Annotated in this window: 11 protein-coding genes; 4 read left to right on the top strand and 7 right to left on the bottom strand. The window is 55.9% G+C overall.

The window, feature by feature from the left end:
- Window positions 1-35 precede the first annotated feature (35 nt).
- Window positions 36-2,648, bottom strand: a complete 2,613-nt coding sequence (pepN, locus tag BFV67_RS07305) for an aminopeptidase N (RefSeq protein WP_069598081.1) — start codon at window positions 2,646-2,648, stop codon at window positions 36-38.
- 254 nt (window positions 2,649-2,902) lie between these two features.
- Here pepN and pncB point away from each other — a divergent pair, with 254 nt between their 5' ends.
- The 4 genes from pncB (at window position 2,903) to aspC (ending at window position 8,712) form a co-directional block, all read left to right on the top strand.
- Window positions 2,903-4,105 (top strand): nicotinate phosphoribosyltransferase, encoded by a 1,203-nt coding sequence (gene pncB, locus BFV67_RS07300; protein WP_023343692.1) that lies wholly within the window; start codon window positions 2,903-2,905, stop codon window positions 4,103-4,105.
- Window positions 4,106-4,271: 166 nt separating this feature from the next.
- On the top strand, window positions 4,272-5,672 hold the full coding sequence (gene asnS, locus BFV67_RS07295; RefSeq protein ID WP_021240867.1) for an asparagine--tRNA ligase: 1,401 nt from the start codon (window positions 4,272-4,274) through the stop codon (window positions 5,670-5,672).
- Between the two features lie 606 nt (window positions 5,673-6,278).
- Entirely contained in the window at window positions 6,279-7,337 is a 1,059-nt protein-coding gene (gene ompF, locus BFV67_RS07290) for a porin OmpF (RefSeq protein ID WP_063436156.1), read from the top strand.
- Between the two features lie 184 nt (window positions 7,338-7,521).
- Window positions 7,522-8,712 carry an aspartate transaminase gene (gene aspC / locus BFV67_RS07285; protein WP_008499949.1) on the top strand — a complete coding sequence of 397 codons (1,191 nt, stop codon included), beginning with the start codon at window positions 7,522-7,524 and terminating at the stop codon, window positions 8,710-8,712.
- Window positions 8,713-8,760: 48 nt separating this feature from the next.
- Here aspC and BFV67_RS07280 read toward each other — a convergent pair whose 3' ends face one another.
- From BFV67_RS07280 to mukF, 6 genes are all read right to left on the bottom strand, one after another.
- The gene (locus BFV67_RS07280; RefSeq protein WP_008499950.1) at window positions 8,761-9,408 is read right to left on the bottom strand and encodes an MBL fold metallo-hydrolase; all 648 of its coding nucleotides are present in this window, start codon (window positions 9,406-9,408) and stop codon (window positions 8,761-8,763) included.
- A gap of 20 nt (window positions 9,409-9,428) precedes the next feature.
- A complete protein-coding gene (locus BFV67_RS07275) occupies window positions 9,429-9,980 on the bottom strand; it encodes a peptidoglycan L,D-endopeptidase MepK (protein WP_008499951.1) in 552 nt (183 codons plus the stop codon).
- Window positions 9,981-10,154: 174 nt separating this feature from the next.
- Window positions 10,155-11,978, bottom strand: a complete 1,824-nt coding sequence (ldtD, locus tag BFV67_RS07270; RefSeq protein WP_069598080.1) for a L,D-transpeptidase — start codon at window positions 11,976-11,978, stop codon at window positions 10,155-10,157.
- Between the two features lie 179 nt (window positions 11,979-12,157).
- Window positions 12,158-16,609: a chromosome partition protein MukB gene (gene mukB / locus BFV67_RS07265; protein ID WP_032656443.1), complete on the bottom strand. Its 4,452-nt coding sequence runs from the start codon at window positions 16,607-16,609 to the stop codon at window positions 12,158-12,160.
- Window positions 16,609-17,313, bottom strand: a complete 705-nt coding sequence (gene mukE, locus BFV67_RS07260) for a chromosome partition protein MukE (RefSeq protein ID WP_008499954.1) — start codon at window positions 17,311-17,313, stop codon at window positions 16,609-16,611. Before mukE ends, mukB begins: the two co-directional genes overlap by 1 nt.
- Window positions 17,294-18,616: a chromosome partition protein MukF gene (gene mukF, locus BFV67_RS07255; RefSeq protein WP_008499955.1), complete on the bottom strand. Its 1,323-nt coding sequence runs from the start codon at window positions 18,614-18,616 to the stop codon at window positions 17,294-17,296. Before mukF ends, mukE begins: the two co-directional genes overlap by 20 nt.
- Window positions 18,617-18,619: the final 3 nt, after the last annotated feature.

The raw sequence follows: 18,619 nt of genomic DNA, 5'->3' as shown, positions 1-18,619 counted from the left end.
CCCTCTCCCACAGGGAGAGGGAGGGTAAACTTTTATTACGCTAACGCTTTAGCAATCTTCTCGTACAGATCGCCAGACAGGTTTTCCAGCCCTTTCAGTTGCTCAAGCGCGGCACGCATCTTCGCCTGACGCTTCTCATCGTAGCGTTTCAGACGGATTAGCGGCTCTATCAGACGCGACGCCACCTGCGGGTTACGGCTGTTCAGCTCGGTCAGCATTTCCACCATGAACTGATAACCGCTGCCGTCTTCGGCGTGGAACGCGGCGGGGTTGCTGCTGGCAAACGCGCCAATCAGCGAGCGTACGCGGTTTGGGTTGCTCAGGGTAAAGGAACGATGCTTCAGCAGGCTGCGCACCTTGCTGAGCGCATCGGCCGCCGGGCTGGTCGCCTGCAGGATGAACCACTTATCCATTACCAGACCATCCTGATGCCACTTGTCGTCATACTCCTGCATCAGCGCATCGCGGCACGGCAGTTCGGCGGCAACGCTTGCGCCCAGCGCGGCCAGCGCGTCGGTCATGTTATCCGCCTCGTGATACTGCTTGCTCACCAGGGTGTTCGCCAGCTCGGTTTCACCAAACGCCAGATAGCGCAGGCAGGTGTTACGCAGAGAACGTTTACCAATGTCCGCGTGCTCAACGCGATAAGCGTCAAGCTTGTTGGCGTTATAAATGGCAAGGAACTCGTCAGCCAGTTCAGCAGCCAGCGTACGGGTCAGCGCTTCACGCACCGCCACGATCGCGATCGGATCGATAATCTCGAACAACTCCGCGATTTCCGTTGCTGACGGCAGGGTCAGAATTTCAGCGGCCAGCGCCGGGTCAATCTTCTCATCCAGCAGGATCGCGCGGAACGCGTCAGCCACGTGAACAGGCAGCGACAGCGGTTGACCCTGCTGGTGGCGGTTTACGTTGATCTTGATGTAGGTCGCCAGCAGGCTTTGCGCCGCATCCCAGCGGGAGAAGTCGTTGCGGGCGTGACGCATCAGGAACGTCAGCTGCTGATCGCTCCACTTGTACTCCAGCTTCACCGGCGCGGAGAATTCACACAGCAGCGCAGGCACCGGCTGGAAGTAGACGTTATCGAAGATAAAGGTCTGCTCGGCCTGGGTCACGTTCAGCACGTGGTGTACCGGGTGGCCGCCCTTCTGCAATGGAATGACTTTGCCCTCGTTATCGTACAGCTCAATGCTGAACGGAATATGCAGCGGGTATTTCTCTTCCTGCTCTGCCGTCGGCGGCGTGCGCTGGCTGATGGTCAGGGTGTACTGCTCGGTTTCTGGATTGTAATCGTCTTTGACGGTAACAATCGGCGTACCGGCCTGGCTGTACCAGCGGCGGAAGTGGGAAAGATCGACATTAGAAGCATCTTCCATTGCCTGCACAAAATCGTCGCAGGTGGCCGCGCTGCCGTCATGACGCTCGAAGTAGAGCTGCATCCCTTTCTGGAAGTTCTCTTCACCCAGCAGGGTGTGGATCATGCGGATAATTTCAGCGCCTTTCTCATACACCGTCAGGGTGTAGAAGTTGTTCATTTCGATGACTTTATCCGGACGGATCGGGTGCGCCATTGGGCTGGCATCTTCCGCAAACTGCAGGCCGCGCATGGTACGCACATTATTGATGCGGTTCACCGCGCGTGACCCCAGATCTGAGCTGAACTCCTGGTCACGGAAGACGGTCAGGCCCTCTTTCAGGCTCAGCTGGAACCAGTCGCGGCAGGTGACGCGGTTACCGGTCCAGTTGTGGAAATATTCGTGGCCGATGACGCGTTCGATATCGAGATAATCTTTATCGGTGGCGGTATCGGTGCGCGCCAGCACGTATTTGGAGTTAAAGACGTTCAGGCCTTTGTTCTCCATTGCGCCCATATTGAAGAAATCAACGGCAACGATCATATAGATGTCGAGGTCATATTCGAGGCCAAAGCGCTCTTCGTCCCACTTCATGGAGTTGATGAGCGAGGTCATCGCCCACGGCGCGCGGTCCAGGTTACCACGGTCAACATACAGCTCCAGCGCCACTTCGCGGCCTGAGCGCGTTATGAAGGTATCGCGCAGCACGTCGAAGTCCCCCGCCACCAGCGCAAACAGGTAGCACGGTTTCGGGAACGGATCCTGCCACTGAACCCAGTGACGGCCATTCTCCAGCTCGCCTTCGCCTACGCGGTTGCCGTTGGAAAGCAGGAAGGGATACAGGGTTTTATCGGCGATGATTTTGGTGGTGAAGCGCGCGAGGACGTCCGGGCGGTCGAGATACCAGGTAATGTGGCGGAACCCTTCCGCTTCACACTGGGTACACAGCGCCACGCCTGACTGGTAAAGCCCTTCCAGCGCGGTGTTGGCGGCCGGGCTGATTTCATTCACGATGCGCAGCGTAAACTGTTCCGGCAGGTTGTCGATGACCAGCTGGTTGTTTTCTTCTTTATAGTCTGACCAGGCTTCATCATTAATATGCAGGGAGACCAGCGTCAGGTCTTCGCCATCCAGACGCAGCGGCACAGCAGTTGCGCTGTGGCGCGTCACCTGACTCACCGCCGTGACAACGGTTTTAGTGGCATCCAGGTCAAAAGTCAGATCGATTTCGCTAATCAGATAATCCGGCGCACGGTAGTCGTGGCGGTATTTGGCTTGTGGCTGTTGTGTCATAGAAAACCTTATGCATCGTTTGTCGAGTAACGTTTCAATATATTCCTGTTGCGCAAAACGCGCTATGCAGAATGTTCATCTTTTCAGGGTCAACACCTTTTTTTGCTACATTTGTATAACACGGGGCACAAAATGCCCTCGACCATAAAACGCGCTTATGTTGTGATCGGGGTTCAATAAATCACTAAACAAGGTATACTCCGGAGTTGTTTATTGTACTAAACGCTCCTGTGAGAGGATGCTACTGCGCACCTATGACTCAATTCGCTTCTCCAGTTCTGCATACGTTGCTGGATACCGACGCGTATAAACTGCACATGCAGCAAGCCGTTTTCCACCATTACTATGACGTTCATGTCGCGGCGGAATTCCGCTGCCGTGGCGACGACTTGCTCGGTATCTACGCAGACGCCATTCGTGAACAGGTCAATGCTATGCAGCATCTGACGCTGCAGGACGAGGAATATCAGTGGCTTTCTGGCCTGCCTTTCTTCAAAGCCGACTACCTGAACTGGCTGCGCGACTTCCGCTATAAGCCGGAGCAGGTCACCGTGGTTAACGATAACGGCAAGCTGGATATTCGCCTTGCAGGTCCGTGGCGGGAAGTGATCATGTGGGAAGTGCCGCTTCTGGCGGTAATCAGTGAACTGGCTCACCGCTACCGTTCCCCGGAAACGGGCGTAGCGCAGGCGGTGGCCTCGCTGGAAAAGAAACTCGCTGACTTCTCCACGCTGACCGCAGGGCTGGACATGTCCCGCTTCCGCCTGATGGACTTTGGCACCCGCCGCCGTTTTTCGCGCGACGTACAGGAGGCCATCGTTAAACGTCTGCAGCAGGAGCCGTGGTTCGTGGGCACCAGTAACTACGATCTGGCCCGTCGCCTCAATCTGACGCCAATGGGTACCCAGGCGCACGAGTGGTTCCAGGCGCATCAGCAAATTAGCCCTGACCTCGCCAACAGCCAGCGGGCAGCGCTGGCCGCATGGCTTGAGGAGTACCCGAGTCAACTCGGAATTGCCCTCACGGACTGTATTACGATGGATGCCTTCCTGCGCGACTTTGGACCTGAATTTGCGGAGCGTTATCAGGGGTTGCGCCACGATTCCGGAGATCCGGTTGAGTGGGGTGAGAAGGCGATTGCCCATTACGAGAAACTGGGCATTGACCCGATGAGCAAGGTGCTGGTCTTCTCCGATAATCTCGATCTGGCGAAAGCCGTCGAACTCTATCGCCATTTCAACGCCAGAGTGAACCTGAGCTTCGGGATCGGTACCCGGTTAACCTGCGACATTCCTCAGGTAAAACCTCTGAATATCGTGATAAAGCTGGTGGAATGTAACGGCAAACCGGTGGCGAAACTCTCCGACAGCCCGGGCAAAACCATCTGCCATGACAAGGCGTTTGTCCGCGCGTTGCGCAAAGCCTTCGATCTTCCCCAGATCAAAAAAGCCAGTTAAGCGCTTAAGGGAGCCTTCATGGCTCCCCTCTTCTTATTTATTTCTCAATTCTTCCCTTTTGACCGCGAAATTTACTTGTCTGATAGCGGATGGCAGGTAACATAGATATCCCCCCATAAGGGTGGACAAGTGTTTATTTTTTCCGACTATTAACAGAGAGAATATTATGAGCGTTGTGCCTGTAGCCGACGTACTCCAGGGCCGTGTCGCCGTTGACTCAGAAGTCACCGTGCGCGGATGGGTGCGTACCCGCCGAGATTCTAAAGCTGGCATCTCCTTCCTTGCCGTCTATGACGGTTCCTGCTTTGATCCTGTACAGGCCGTCATTAATAATTCTCTGCCCAATTACAATGATGACGTTCTGCACCTGACGACGGGCTGTTCCGTTATTGTCACCGGCGTGGTCGTGGCATCCCCGGGCCAGGGTCAGAGTTTCGAAATTCAGGCTTCTGCCATTGAAGTCACCGGCTGGGTTGAAGATCCGGATACCTATCCGATGGCGGCTAAACGTCACAGCATTGAGTATCTGCGTGAAGTGGCGCACCTTCGTCCACGTACCAACCTGATTGGTGCGGTTGCTCGCGTACGTCATACGCTGGCGCAGGCGCTGCATCGTTTCTTCGATGAGCAGGGTTATTTCTGGGTGTCTACCCCGCTGATCACCGCGTCCGATACGGAAGGCGCCGGTGAGATGTTCCGCGTCTCAACGCTGGATCTCGAAAACCTGCCGCGCACCCCGGAAGGTAAAGTGGACTATGACAAAGACTTCTTTGGTAAAGAGGCCTTCCTGACCGTATCCGGTCAGCTCAACGGCGAAACGTACGCCTGCGCGCTGTCTAAAATCTACACCTTTGGCCCTACCTTCCGTGCCGAAAACTCCAACACCAGCCGTCACCTGGCGGAATTCTGGATGCTGGAGCCTGAAGTGGCGTTCGCCAACCTGGACGATGTCGCGGGTCTGGCGGAAGCGATGCTGAAATATGTCTTCAAAGCGGTGCTGGAAGAGCGTCCGGACGACATGAAATTCTTCGCCGAGCGCGTAGACAGCGACGCGGTAGCCCGTCTGGAGCGCTTCGTCTCTGCCGATTTTGCGCAGGTGGACTACACCGACGCGGTGGCGATCCTCGAGAAATGCGGTGAGAAGTTCGAGAACCCGGTTTACTGGGGCGTAGACCTGGCGTCTGAGCACGAGCGCTATCTGGCCGAGAAGCATTTCAAAGCGCCGGTTGTCGTTAAAAACTACCCGAAAGACATTAAGGCCTTCTATATGCGCCTTAACGAAGACGGTAAAACCGTGGCAGCGATGGACGTCCTGGCGCCGGGCATCGGTGAAATCATCGGTGGCTCTCAGCGTGAAGAGCGTCTGGACGTGCTGGACGCGCGTATGGAAGAGATGGGTCTTAACCCTGCGGACTACAGCTGGTACCGCGATCTGCGTCGTTACGGTACCGTACCGCACGCCGGTTTTGGTCTGGGCTTTGAGCGTCTGATTGCCTACGTGACCGGTGTGCAGAACGTTCGTGACGTGATTCCGTTCCCACGTACGCCACGTAATGCCAGCTTCTAATCGGTAAAAGACTAAAATGGCCAGCCTGTGCTGGCCATTATTTTATTCTGCATTGTCAGTTTTCGTCAGCGTAAAGTCAGCATCTTCAAACCTTCACCCCGTCACAACCACTACCTGTTACGTTTTGTTTCCGCGAAATATCCAGCCACAAAAAATAAACCCCATTCTTATTGCGCTTATCACATCCTCAAGCAATAGCACAAATTTCAACCAATTTTACAGCCATCCAGAAGGCTTTTCGGCGTCATAAGAAAAAACGAGTCGTTTATCGTCTGTTTATATGAATTGCCTTTATCCAAATTAATCATAAGGAATTCATATATATAGGATAGATACTGTCGCTTAATTCACCAGGGCGTTCTGAAGTTTGAGGTGGTTCACAAAGTTCCCAAAAATACACATTTAGTTACATATATTTTCTTTTGGTTACTCAATCTTGAGAATTGTAGCACTTTCAGGCTAGCGAAACGCTTCGGCGAATGGAAAGATGCCTGTCAGATACATAAAGACACCAAACTCTCATCAATAGTTCCGGAAATATTTATTGACAGAATTTATTGACGGCAGTGGCGAGTGTCATAAAAAAACCAATGAGGGTAATAAATAATGATGAAGCGCAATATTCTGGCAGTGGTAATCCCTGCCCTGCTGGTAGCCGGTGCAGCCAACGCTGCAGAAATCTATAACAAAGACTCTAATAAACTGGATCTTTACGGGAAAGCGGTTGGTCTGCATTACTTCTCTGACTATGCTGGCAACGATGGCGACCAGACTTACGCTCGTCTGGGCTTCAAAGGCGAAACGAAAATCAACGACCAGCTGACCGGTTATGGCCAGTGGGAATACAACTTCCAGGGTAACAACTCCGAAGGCGCCGATGCTCAGAGCGGTAATAAAACCCGTCTGGCGTTCGCAGGTCTGAAATTCGGTGATGCAGGCTCCTTCGACTACGGTCGTAACTATGGCCTGGTGTATGATGCAATCGGCATCACCGATATGCTGCCAGAATGGGGTGGCGACACTGGCAAGAGCGATAACTTCTTCTCCAGCCGTAATGGTGGTCTGGCGACTTACCGTAACAGCGGCTTCTTCGGCCTGGTTGACGGTCTGAACTTTGGCGTTCAGTACCTGGGCAAAAATGACCGTGATGATGCAGTACGTTCTAACGGTGACGGTTGGGCAACCTCAGTTAGCTATGATTTCGAAGGCTTTGGCATTGTGGGTGCATACGGCGCAGCTGACCGTACCAACAGCCAGCAAAAGCTGGTCTGGGGTAAAGGCGATAAAGCTGAGCAGTGGGCAACTGGCCTGAAGTATGACGCAAACAACATTTACCTGGCAGCGCTGTACGGCGAAATGCACAACGCCGCGCGTTTGAGCAGCAGCGGTTTCGCTAACAAATCTCAGGACTTCTCTGTTGTCGCTCAGTATCAGTTCGACTTCGGTCTGCGTCCATCCATCGCTTACTACAAATCTAAAGCGAAAGACGTAGAAGGCATTGGTGATGAAGATTTCATCAACTACATCGAAGTTGGCGCGACTTACTACTTCAACAAAAACATGTCCACCTATGTTGACTACCAGATCAACCAGCTGAAAGATGACAACAAACTGGGCATCAACAACGATGACACTGTAGCACTGGGTCTCGTCTACCAGTTCTAATCAGTACACCACTTTGTTATATGCTTAATGAACAGGGCTTCGGCCCTGTTTTTTTATGCCTGACAGAAAATAATGGCGACTTTTGAAAAGCCGCACGCTTTTCGTCGCAAACGGTTGGCATTTTGTAAATCTACCGTTAACCTGATAGCGGATTTCACTTCTGTAATCACAATGGAACTTCGTCATGTTTGAGAACATTACCGCCGCTCCTGCCGACCCGATTCTGGGCCTGGCCGATCTGTTTCGTGCCGACGACCGCCCTGGCAAAATCAACCTGGGTATTGGTGTATATAAAGATGAAACCGGCAAAACTCCGGTACTGACCAGCGTTAAGAAAGCTGAGCAGTATCTGCTGGAAAACGAAACCACCAAAAACTACCTCGGTATTGATGGTATCCCTGAATTTGGTCGCTGCACCCAGGAGCTGCTGTTCGGTAAAGGCAGTGCAATTGTGAGTGACAAACGTGCCCGTACGGCACAGACCCCGGGCGGTACCGGCGCGCTGCGCGTGGCGGCGGATTTCCTTGCGAAAAACACCTCTGTGAAGCGTGTCTGGGTAAGCAATCCAAGCTGGCCGAACCACAAGAGCGTATTTAATTCTGCGGGTCTGGAAGTGCGTGAATACGCCTACTACGACGCAGCAAACCACTCTCTGGACTTTGACGGCCTGCTGGCAAGCCTGAGCGAAGCGCAGGCGGGTGACGTGGTGCTGTTCCACGGCTGCTGCCACAACCCAACCGGTATCGATCCAACGCTTGAGCAGTGGGAACACCTGGCGAAGCTGTCCGTAGAAAAAGGCTGGCTGCCGCTGTTTGACTTTGCCTACCAGGGCTTCGCCCGTGGCCTGGAAGAAGATGCCGAAGGCCTGCGCGCGTTCGCCGCCGTGCATCAGGAGCTGATTGTCGCTAGCTCGTACTCCAAGAACTTTGGTCTGTACAATGAGCGCGTGGGTGCCTGTACGCTGGTTGCGGCTAACGATGAGACCGTCGATCGCGCGTTCAGCCAGATGAAGTCCGTTATCCGCGCTAACTACTCTAACCCGCCGGCACACGGTGCATCTGTCGTTGCGACTATCCTGAGCAACGATGCGCTGCGCGCCATCTGGGAACAAGAGCTGAACGATATGCGCCAGCGTATTCAGCGCATGCGCCTGCTGTTTGTGAACACCCTGGCGGAGAAAGGCGCGGACCGCGACTTCAGCTTTATCATCAAACAGAACGGCATGTTCTCGTTCAGCGGCCTGACCAAAGAGCAGGTTCTGCGTCTGCGTGAAGAGTTCGGCGTGTACGCCGTAGCGTCTGGCCGCGTGAACGTTGCAGGCATGACGCCTGACAACATGGCGCCGCTGTGCGAAGCGATTGTCGCCGTACTGTAATTTGCGCCCATAAAAAAGCCTGCATGATGCAGGCTTTTTTTATGCGGGTTACCAGACAGGCATTTCATCCTGAAGGAACGGATTATGGAGCCGTTCATAGCCCAGCGTCGACATCGGACCGTGCCCAGGGATAAACGTCACATCATCACCCAGCGGCAATAACTTCTGTTTAATCGACTGAATCAGCTGCCCGTGATCGCCGCGCGGAAAATCGCTGCGTCCTACGCCACCTTTGAAAATCACATCGCCGGAAATCAGCAGACGAGACTGGTCATCAAAGAAGACGATATGGCCTGGCGTATGCCCAGGACAATGCAACACCTGTAAAGTCACATTCCCTATGCTAACGCGCTCTCCTTCGTTCAGCCAGCGATCGGGCGTCAGGGGCTGACACTCATCCAGGCCAAACATGCGGCTTTGGGCGGGTAACCCCTGTAGCCAGAACTCATCTTCTTTTTCCGGACCGACAATCGGCACGCCGTAGTGTTCAGCCAGTTCAGCCGCTGCGCCCACATGGTCGAGGTGACCATGCGTCAGTAAAATCTGCATAAGCGTCACGCCGCTGTCGGCGACTTCCTGCTTGATCTTCTCAGCGTCACCGCCGGGATCGACAAGCGCGGCCAGTTTAGTCTGTTCGCACCAGATGAGTGAACAATTCTGGGAGAACGCGGTAACCGGAATAATACGATAGTTCATACTGCTCCTGTGTTTCGTTATTACCAGTGCCGAACCGGACCGGTATCAATATGCACAAAGTTGCTGCTGGGGTAATATCCTACACCACCTGCGCGCATAGATAACGCAGCTTTGCGAATATTGGCTAACGAAACGCCCTCAATATGGAAATCCATTGCCTGTCCCTTCGTGTGATAGCTTTTTTTCGCTACCCCGCGACTGTGGGCGCGCAGTTCATTATTGGTATCAACTGAGCGATAACCAGAAATAAGCTGCACCGGCTTGCTGGTGCCCAGCAGGCCCTGAAGGCGGTAAAGCTGATCAAACAGTCCTGGATCGATGGCTTTTATTTTATTCGCGCGGAAATCACGGAAAAAATGGTTTAGTCTTGCTAATTCATCCTGAATATAGCCTCTGCCATCGAAGAACTCCGCTTTTAGCGACTCACCGGTATGAAGATTGTTGAGCGTTAAAACTCGCGGACGAGGTGTCGAGAGGGTGGCAAATGCTGGCGTCGGCAAGATGGCCGCTGCGCCAAGCGCAACACCACCTAACGCCAGCAGTTTGCGGCGATTAGCGTCAAATTTGTCCATGATAATCAGGTCTACAGGTAAAAGAAATCGTAATATGCATAGCGCACGAAGGGCACCTTAACTGGCAAAACCGGGTACGTCAAGGCGCCCAACCCCAGTGAATACGCGGCTTGCAGCGATTTAGCCCCTTATTCACCCTAACTTACGACAATCATTTTTCCCGAACTGCTTCATTTACCTGATTAATTGTTCCGCTTTTGGCAAAATTTGTGCGCCGGATCGCGCGGTGAGATCATAATTGTAAATATCTGTACGGTACTGAGTCCGCCCGTCTTCGCCCACAAACGCCGTCAGATAGTAAAGATTGACCGGAATATTGTGCCGAATATTAACGTAACGCGTATCCCCTTGTTTCAGGGCATCCGAAATGCGCGTATCGTTCCAGCCCGCATCCTGCAGCAGCATATTGGCCAGCTCCGAGGCTTTGTTCACACGCACGCAGCCAGAACTCAGCGCGCGCGTATCTTTCTGGAACAGGTTGTGGTTCGGCGTATCGTGCAGATAGATAGCGTCTGAACTCGGCATATTGAATTTGTAACGCCCTAAAGAGTTATGCGCCCCGGGTGCCTGCTGGAAACGGAACGGCAGATTAGAAGCCGTGATTGTCGACCAGTCGACCATATAAGGATCGATAGCCTCTTTACTGTTCCATCCACGCATCACCGTATAGCCATGGCGTTCCAGATAACCCGGATCGTTCCAGACCTTCGGCAGAATGTCTTTACGCGCCAGCGTCGGCGGCACGTTCCACGGCGGGTTAACGACTACGTTATTGAGCGCGCTGCTCATCATCGGTGTTTTGCGATCCGGACGCCCGACAATCACGCGCGACGCCAGTTTTTCGCTACCGTCCTGGTAATAGACCAGGGAATACGCCGGAATGTTAACCATAATGCCGGTAGAAAGGATTCCCGGCAGCAGGCGCAAACGCTGGATATTGAGCGCCAGCACCCCTGCCCGCTGCGCAGGCGATACGTTCAGCCAGTCTCGCGTCGTCTGGCCAATGACGCCATCGGCTCCCAGTCCCTGAGCGGCCTGGAATTGCTTCACTGCCGCAACCAGCTCGCGATCGTATGCTGCGGGTTTATTGCTGACGGCAATCGCTTTTTTCTCTTTCACGGGCGCTGACGGGCTGACCGCCGCGTTTTGCGGATCGTCGCCTGGCAGGGCGATATGTGGCCCGCCTTCAAGAAGACCCGAGCGCGTCAGGATCTCGCGCAGAGCAGGCACATCGCTGCTCCACTGCCCCGGACGCAGCGTCGCGGCGCCGCGCATCTGCGGCCATGGGCGCGAGTCGCCCACCAGCGCGAGGAGCGACTGGTGAAGCGTGGCGTATTGTGGATGCGCCGGTGCGAGGCTGGCAATAAAGCGCGGCAGTTCGCCATTATCGAGGGCTAACTGCCACTGGTTAATCACCGACAGCGCTGGCGTCGCGAGCTTGTACGGCTTATCGCTGTACAGCCAGCGGTTGCCATTGACCGGAATACCCGCCACGAACTGCAGGTAACCCATCATGGCATCGGAAAGCACCACATCTCTAGCCTGCCCTGTTACGGCAGGATCGGTTAACAGCTCAACCCACTTTGTAAACTGCGGCTGAAACCCTGCAATTGCGACCTCCGCCAGCTGTTGCTGAAAGGCACGCACTGCATCGCGGTTTTCCCACATCGGTTTCATATCGCGGGCGGCATAAAGCAGCGTGAGCTGATTGAGATAGACAGGCGTGTAGCCTGACGGCAGCCCCGACTGCAGCTGCTGGCTGAGCGATTCGGCGTCGATGCCTTCCGGCAGCGGCTTAATACCGGCCATTATCGCCGTCGCCGGAGATTGCTCCAGCGGCTGGGACAACGACGTAGGCTGCGCGCCCGTCGTTGCCGAGCTGTCAGTCGGCACAATTTCAGGCTCATCGGCCTGGGCGGTTAACAGTGGAGCAAACATCACTGCCAGACATAAACTTAGCGCCGACAGCTGACGACCACATTTTTTCTTAAGCAACATCCCTTGCCCCCTGTTTTCACGACATGCCCATCACGTTGGGGCTTTCTTTCATTATAGGTAGACGGCTAAGCTGTTGCCTTACCTTATGTAAAGAAGTTTAAAGATAACGCAGCCCTAAGCACAAGTTAAGTTTAAAAAAAAAAGCGGCGCCAGAGCGCCGCTTCGGGTCAGAAGACACTTCAGGAAGCGTCCGCCGTGGTTTCCGGCAGTGACTCCGGCGGCTGCGGCGCAAAGCCGCGCAGCCCGACAACGTGAACGTGCTCGCTGTTCTGGAACACTTTACGCACCAGCTTGTAGGTTGTCCCTTTTTCAGGGCTAATGTTCTCCGGTGCGGCAATGATGAGCTGCATATCGAGACGTTCGCAAAGCTCAAACAGCGTGGCAATGGAGCGCGCATCAAGACGCGCCGCCTCATCCAGGAACAGCAGTCGGCATGGGGAGATGTCTTTGCCGCGCAGGCGGCGCGCTTCGTCTTCCCAGCTCTGTACCACCATCACCAGAATCGACATCCCGGTACCGATCGCTTCACCGGTAGAGAGCGCCCCGGATTCCGCGCGCAGCCAGCCGTCGGAGCCACGGTTTACCTCTACCTCCATTTCCAGGTAGTTACGGTAATCCAGCAGCTCTTCCCCGATGGTTTGCGGCGTACGCTGTCCCATATCAATCTGCGGATTCAGGCGCTGATACAGCTTCGCCAGCGCTTCGGAGAAGGTCAGACGGTTGCTGTTGAACAGATCCTGGTGCTGCTCGTGCTGCTCAGACAGCACTTCCAGCAGCGTCGCGTGGGCTTCACGCACGTTGACGTTGAGGCGTACGCTGTTCACCTGTCCAAACGACACGCTCTGCAGACCCTGGTTCAGCTGGCGAATGCGGTTCTGCTCGCGCTGAATGGTTTTGCGGATGATATTCGCCACGCTGCGGGAGCTGATCGCCAGCTTCTGCTCGCGAGAGGTCAGCTCTTCCGTCAGACGCCCCAGCTCGATTTCCATCTGCTCAATGGCTTCGACCGGATCGTCGGTACGGATAATGTCCTGACGAATACGCTCGCGCAGGTGCTGGTAAACCGCCACGAAGAACTGGATTTTACGTTCAGGGCGTTTCGGATCTTCTGACATACGCAGGACATCGCGCAGGTGTTCGTTATCCGCCACCGCCAGACGCAGCGCACCCAGCGCCTTATCCGACATGGAACGCAGCTCATCGGCAGAGAGATACGCCAGCTCGCGACGGTGCAGACGACGCTCAACGTTATTGTCTTTCACCATGCGCATTACCGCGCACCAGCCTGCCTTGGCGGTCACGACCTGCTCGCGCATTTCATGGTAGTCGCGCTCCAGCTTGCGCAGGCGACGGGTCAGGTTATCCATTTCTGCTTCGCAGAAGGTGAGCGCTTTTTCCAGCTGATTGCGACGCGCGCGGTTGTTGCTGAGCTGAGCATGCAGCTCGTCACGACGAATGCGCGCGCGCTCTTCCGCCCCGCTGTCGGCACGGACGCCGATGTCCTGAAGCTCTTTCTGCAGGTCGTTTAACAGCTCTTTCTTGGTATCGAAGGAGCTTTTCAGCGAGGCCAGCACCTGGTTGTACTGGTTCAACTGAGCGGAGTGGCTGCGCATCGCTTCGCGGGCGCGGGTACGCTCCGCTTCCGCCTGCTCAAGGCGCTGACGCAGCTTTTCATTCAGATCGCTGTTACCGCTCAGCATTTCCGCCGAATCGGAGTAGCCGAAATGGGCGCGACGCTGCACCACTTCCGTCAGGGCAAACGCCTGCTGACGCGCTTCGCGCTGCACCTGCTGTGACCAGGCATAATCTTCTTTTAACTGCTCGAACTGTTCCGGGTCGCTCTGCAGGACAGAGACAACCGGCTCCAGCTTCGCCAGCTGATTGCCGTGCTGCTGCACGAAGCGCGCGGCTTCCTGCGCTTCATCCAGACGCTCCTGGATCTCATCCACGCGGTCGGCCAGCGTGTCGTCTGCCAGCAGATTCAGGCGCGGCAGAATACGGTTAAGGGCCGCGACGCCCTCTTTCGCCTGCTCGAACTGGACGCGACTCTGCTGGTTGTCGCTTTCATGACTGGCAATCGCCCGTTCCAGTTCGCCACGGCGGGTATTGAGTTTGCGAATTTCCGCTTCCGGGTCGGCTTCGAAGGCCACGGCCAGATGGCTGCCGATAAAGCGGCTAAACGCCTGATGCAGGCGCTGGGTTTTCTGCACGTCAAACGACAGCGTCGCAAAACGTTCAGACAGCGTCTCACGCTCGGCGTGCAGGCTTTCGATGCGGCTTTCACGCGCGGCGCGGCCAAACAGCGGCAGTTCCGGGAAGCGGGAATAGCGCCACTGACGGTCGGCGATTTTCACCACCACCGCTTTTTCCAGCTCGTCGACGCTGAACACGCTGTCATCGAACGACTGCGGATCCCCTTCGATCAGGTAGAGATCTTCCGGGCAATCTTCCAGACCGGCAAGCTGCTCAGAAATCAGCGACAGATCCGGCACCACGATCGCGTTACGCGACGGGCCATACAGTGCCGAGAAGTATGGCGCATCGTCCAGGCCGACATCGTCGTAAATCTCAGACAGCAGTACGCCGCCAAAACGCTCTGCCAGGGCATTGAGGCGCGGGTCTTCCGCACCGCCCGGCTGGCTTAAGCGCTCAATTTCTTCGTCGACGTCACGCTTGCGCGCGCCCACTTCATCACGCTCAACAATCGCCTCGCGCTCGCGCTCCAGCAGCTGCTGCAGGTATTCAGTGACTTCCTGGCTGGATTCGAACTGCTCGCCGCACTGCTCACTGAGCTGGTTAAGGCTGCTCTGGGCCGCCAGCCAGACCGGGGCACGCTGCAGAAGCGCTTGCGAACGGGACTGAAGCTGTTCCAGCTCCTGACGCAGGGTCATACGCTGTTCGCTGGCGCTGGAGACCGTGTCTGAAAGCGCAGCGATACGCGCCTCGAGTTCCTGATGCAGGGCCTCAAGCTCGTCAAAATCGTAATGTTTGCCCTGACGCTTGCAGAATTCGGCCAGCAGACGCTCGGCCTCCTGCTGCTCGCGCAGGCGCTGTTCCAGCTCGTTCAGACGCATACGCAGCGGCTGAACCTGCTCGGCCAGATGGCGCTGGTTCACGCCATCGCGCAGCAGCTCGCGGGCAACGTCCCAGGCTTCGTTACGCGCCAGCGGGCCGTTAATCGCCACAACCAGCTGATAGGCCTGCTCAAACTGGCTGTGCGCCGTTTGGGCGACGCTCATTTTCTGTTCGAGGGACAGCAGTTTCTCAGTGGCTTCCTGCTCTTTGGCCTGGAAGGTATCCAGCCACTCGTCGGCGCTTTCCGGCGTCAGGTCTGGCAGATGGCACAGCTCTTTCGCGCGCTGTAATGCCTGCAGTGCCTGGGTGTACTGGATCGCGCGCGTCTGCTGCACGTCCAGCGCCTGCTGATAATCGGCAAGCTGGCTTTTCAGCTCATCCACTTCCAGCTCGGCCGCTTCGGCGCGGGCTTCGTTCTCTTCCTGCATCTCGGCGGCTTCGGCCACCACTTCATTTTGCTCTTCAAGACGAATTTGCAGCTCGTCGAGGTCCGCTTCATAGCGCTCGATTTTCTCCTGCTGACGCAGCGCGGTCTGCACCAGGTTCAGGTGATCGCTGGCGGCCTGGTAATCGGCTTCCAGGTCACCTTCAGCACCGTTGTGCTCACCGAGCTCGCGCGCCATTTCGACGTGCTTGTACTGCTCGGCCACCAGCTGTTTGCGGGAGGTAAACAGCTCGCGGCGGTATTCTAATGCCTGATCGAGGTGGACGCGGCGCTCGTTGGCGTGGCGCATGTAGTCCGCCGCCACGTAGTTAGTGGCTTCGCTGATCAGGTGTTTAAACAGATCGCGGTCAGACTGGGTCACGCGAATCGCTTCCAGCGTCATGCGGTTTTCACGCAGCGCCGCCTCCATGTCCTGGAAGGCCTTACGCACCCCACTGTTTTCCGGCAGCAGGTAGTCGCGCAGGGAGCGGGTAATGGCGCTGGAGATACCGCCGTACAGGGACGCTTCGATCAGGCGGTAGTATTTGCTACGGTCTGATGCGGTACGCAGACGACGCGCCACCACGCCGAGATCGAACATCAGCGAGTGGTAGTCTGTAATCGAGTTGAACTGTTTGAACTGCACGCCTTCGATCGCTTCGAGCTTATCTTTCAGCTCCTGCAGCGTCAGCACGCGCGCCTGGCGCTCGTTCAGGGTTTCCGTCAGCAGCGCCGTCGGCTGTACAGACGTTGGCAGCCCCTGGATGGCGAACGGTTTAATGTCGACTTTACGGTCGCGACCGGCAACCTGCTGCAGGCGCACGCCCACCACCACGCGCTGATGGCGGGAGTTAATGACGTCCAGAACCGAATAACAGACGCCCGCTTTCAACTTACCGTGCAGACCTTTATCACGGGAACCGCTTGTGGCCCCCGCTTCGGTGGTGTTACGGAAGTGAAGCAGCGTCAGGTCAGGGATCAGCGCCGTGACAAAGGCCGCCATGGTGGTGGATTTACCCGCCCCGTTACCGCCGGAGAGCGTCGTGACCAGCTCATCCAGATCGAACGTTCGGGCAAAGAAGCCGTTCCAGTTAATCAGCGTCAGTGAGCGAAATTTACCGCGTTCAATCATTACTCTTCCTCCCCGCTATCCGGCAGATTCTCTTCATGCTCATCATTGAGCTGCAAATGGTTTTCCACCGGCATCGCTTCACCGTCGCGGATCATGCGAAGCTGCGCTTCACGCGCGTCATCGCCCGCACGCACGTCGGCGCCGAAGCGGAAGACAGATTCCGTAATGCGGAATTTGCTGCTGTCGTGCCCCATAAACCAGACCATCCCCAGACGACGCAGACGGTTCAGGGAAGAGCGGACTTTTTCCTGTAATTTCTGACGATCGAGATCCGACCCCGTGGAGCGGTTGTTCACCAGCTTGAGCAGCTTGCTCTCATCTGCCAGCGTCAACAGCTCGTCGTAAAGTTCCTGCTGGGTGAAGATCCCTTCATTCGCCAGACGTTCCGGGCTGAGGTAGAGGTAGCAGAGAATTTTGCCGACCATCATGTCCAGCTCGGAGAGCACGGAACGCGGAATCAGCGTCGTGGAGCGCGGGCGCAGGTAGAAAAACCCTTCCGGCGCGCGGATAAGCTCCACGTTGTAGCGGGCGTAAAACTCTTCCAGGTACTCCTGGAAGTCCATCAAAAAGGCGTGATTATCCAGCTCGTCTAAGCCAATGTGACGACCGGCACGCAGCTGGCTGTCCAGCGCCGGAAATAACGGATTCGCCAGCGCCTGTGCCAGCTTAACCGGCATCACTTGTTCAATATTTGTCAATGACATGCGCCTGTACCTTGGCTCCGTAATCGTTAATTGGCTGCCACTTCGGCGGCAGTCCGGTGAAATCGGCTTGCGCGATACCCAGGCGAACCGCCTGGTCTACCACAATGCGGGCTACGTCGAAGTGGCGCGCGCGCGGATATTGCGCCAGATAGTCGCGCACCACGAGCCCCAGATCCAGCGGAGCTTGTCTGGTTTTGTAGACCGCGAGCTGTTCTTCGATCATCGCCGCAAGCTGTTCGCGAATTTCGTTAAATTCTTCGTATTCCAGATCCGGCGGCAGTTCACCGGTTACCTCTTCATCACGCAATGCCATCTCTTCGTCGCGCATATCCAGCAGACGATCGGCATTGGCGTAGGTCAGCGCCCACGGCGCATCGAAATAGGTCTGCACCGACTGGCGCAGACGCTGGGCAAAGACGCGGTTTTTATCCATATCGATCGCGGTACGGATAAATTTATGCACGTGTCGGTCGTAGCCGATCCACAGGTCGATCGACTGCTGGCCCCAGCTGATGATGCGGTCCAGTTTACTCTGCAGGTCGAACACCAGACGGTCGATAAAGTGCAGATCGTCGTGTGCCAGCGTCGCGTCCTGGATGCGCAGCAGGTTCGCCTGCAGCTTATCCCCTGCGGCTTCCAGCGTATCCTGCAGCTCACGCAGCGTACCGGAGGTTTCTGACAGCAGAAGTTCACAGCTGGAGATGGCTGCACGCCAGTCTTTATTCAGCAGCTGTGCGATATCGTCTTTCACCTGCTGCTGCTGTTCGTCCATCAGGCGCTGGGTCAGATCGATACTGTCGAAGATTTCCGCCACCGAATATTTCAGCGGTGCATAGACGTTTCGGTGCCAGTGGAATTCGTCACCGTCTTCATCTGCCGCATCGGCGGCGCGCTTAAGCTCACCGGCCACGATCGACAGCTGCATGGACAGACGCAGCGTGGAAAATTCGCGCTGGCGAATGTAGTAATCGGTGATGCCGATGCCCAGTGGCGTCAGGCGATAGATGGCGTTTCCTTCCGCCTGCTCGCTGGTAAAGCGGTTCAGCAGACGTTGACGCACCATATCGTTAATTGCGTTGTTGGCACGCACGCTAATGGTTTCGCTGGTTTGCTCAAACGCATCACTGACGTGGCGGAACGCATCCACCAGTTCACCCTCGCTCATTTCCCCATCCAGCCGCTCGCCGTTCAGCGTGGCGACCGCCAGCAGGAAAGAGAGTCTGTCTACCGGCAGCGAGATGGAGAAATCGTTTTTCCTGGCCCAGGCAACCAGTTCGGGGACTGTCTGGGAAAATTCACTCATAGG

Origin of the sequence: Enterobacter roggenkampii (genome assembly GCF_001729805.1) — a bacterium.
GTDB classification, from domain to species: domain Bacteria; phylum Pseudomonadota; class Gammaproteobacteria; order Enterobacterales; family Enterobacteriaceae; genus Enterobacter; species Enterobacter roggenkampii.
The sequence above is the reverse complement of the archived record's forward strand: the minus strand, read 5'-3'. Positions and strand labels throughout refer to the sequence as shown.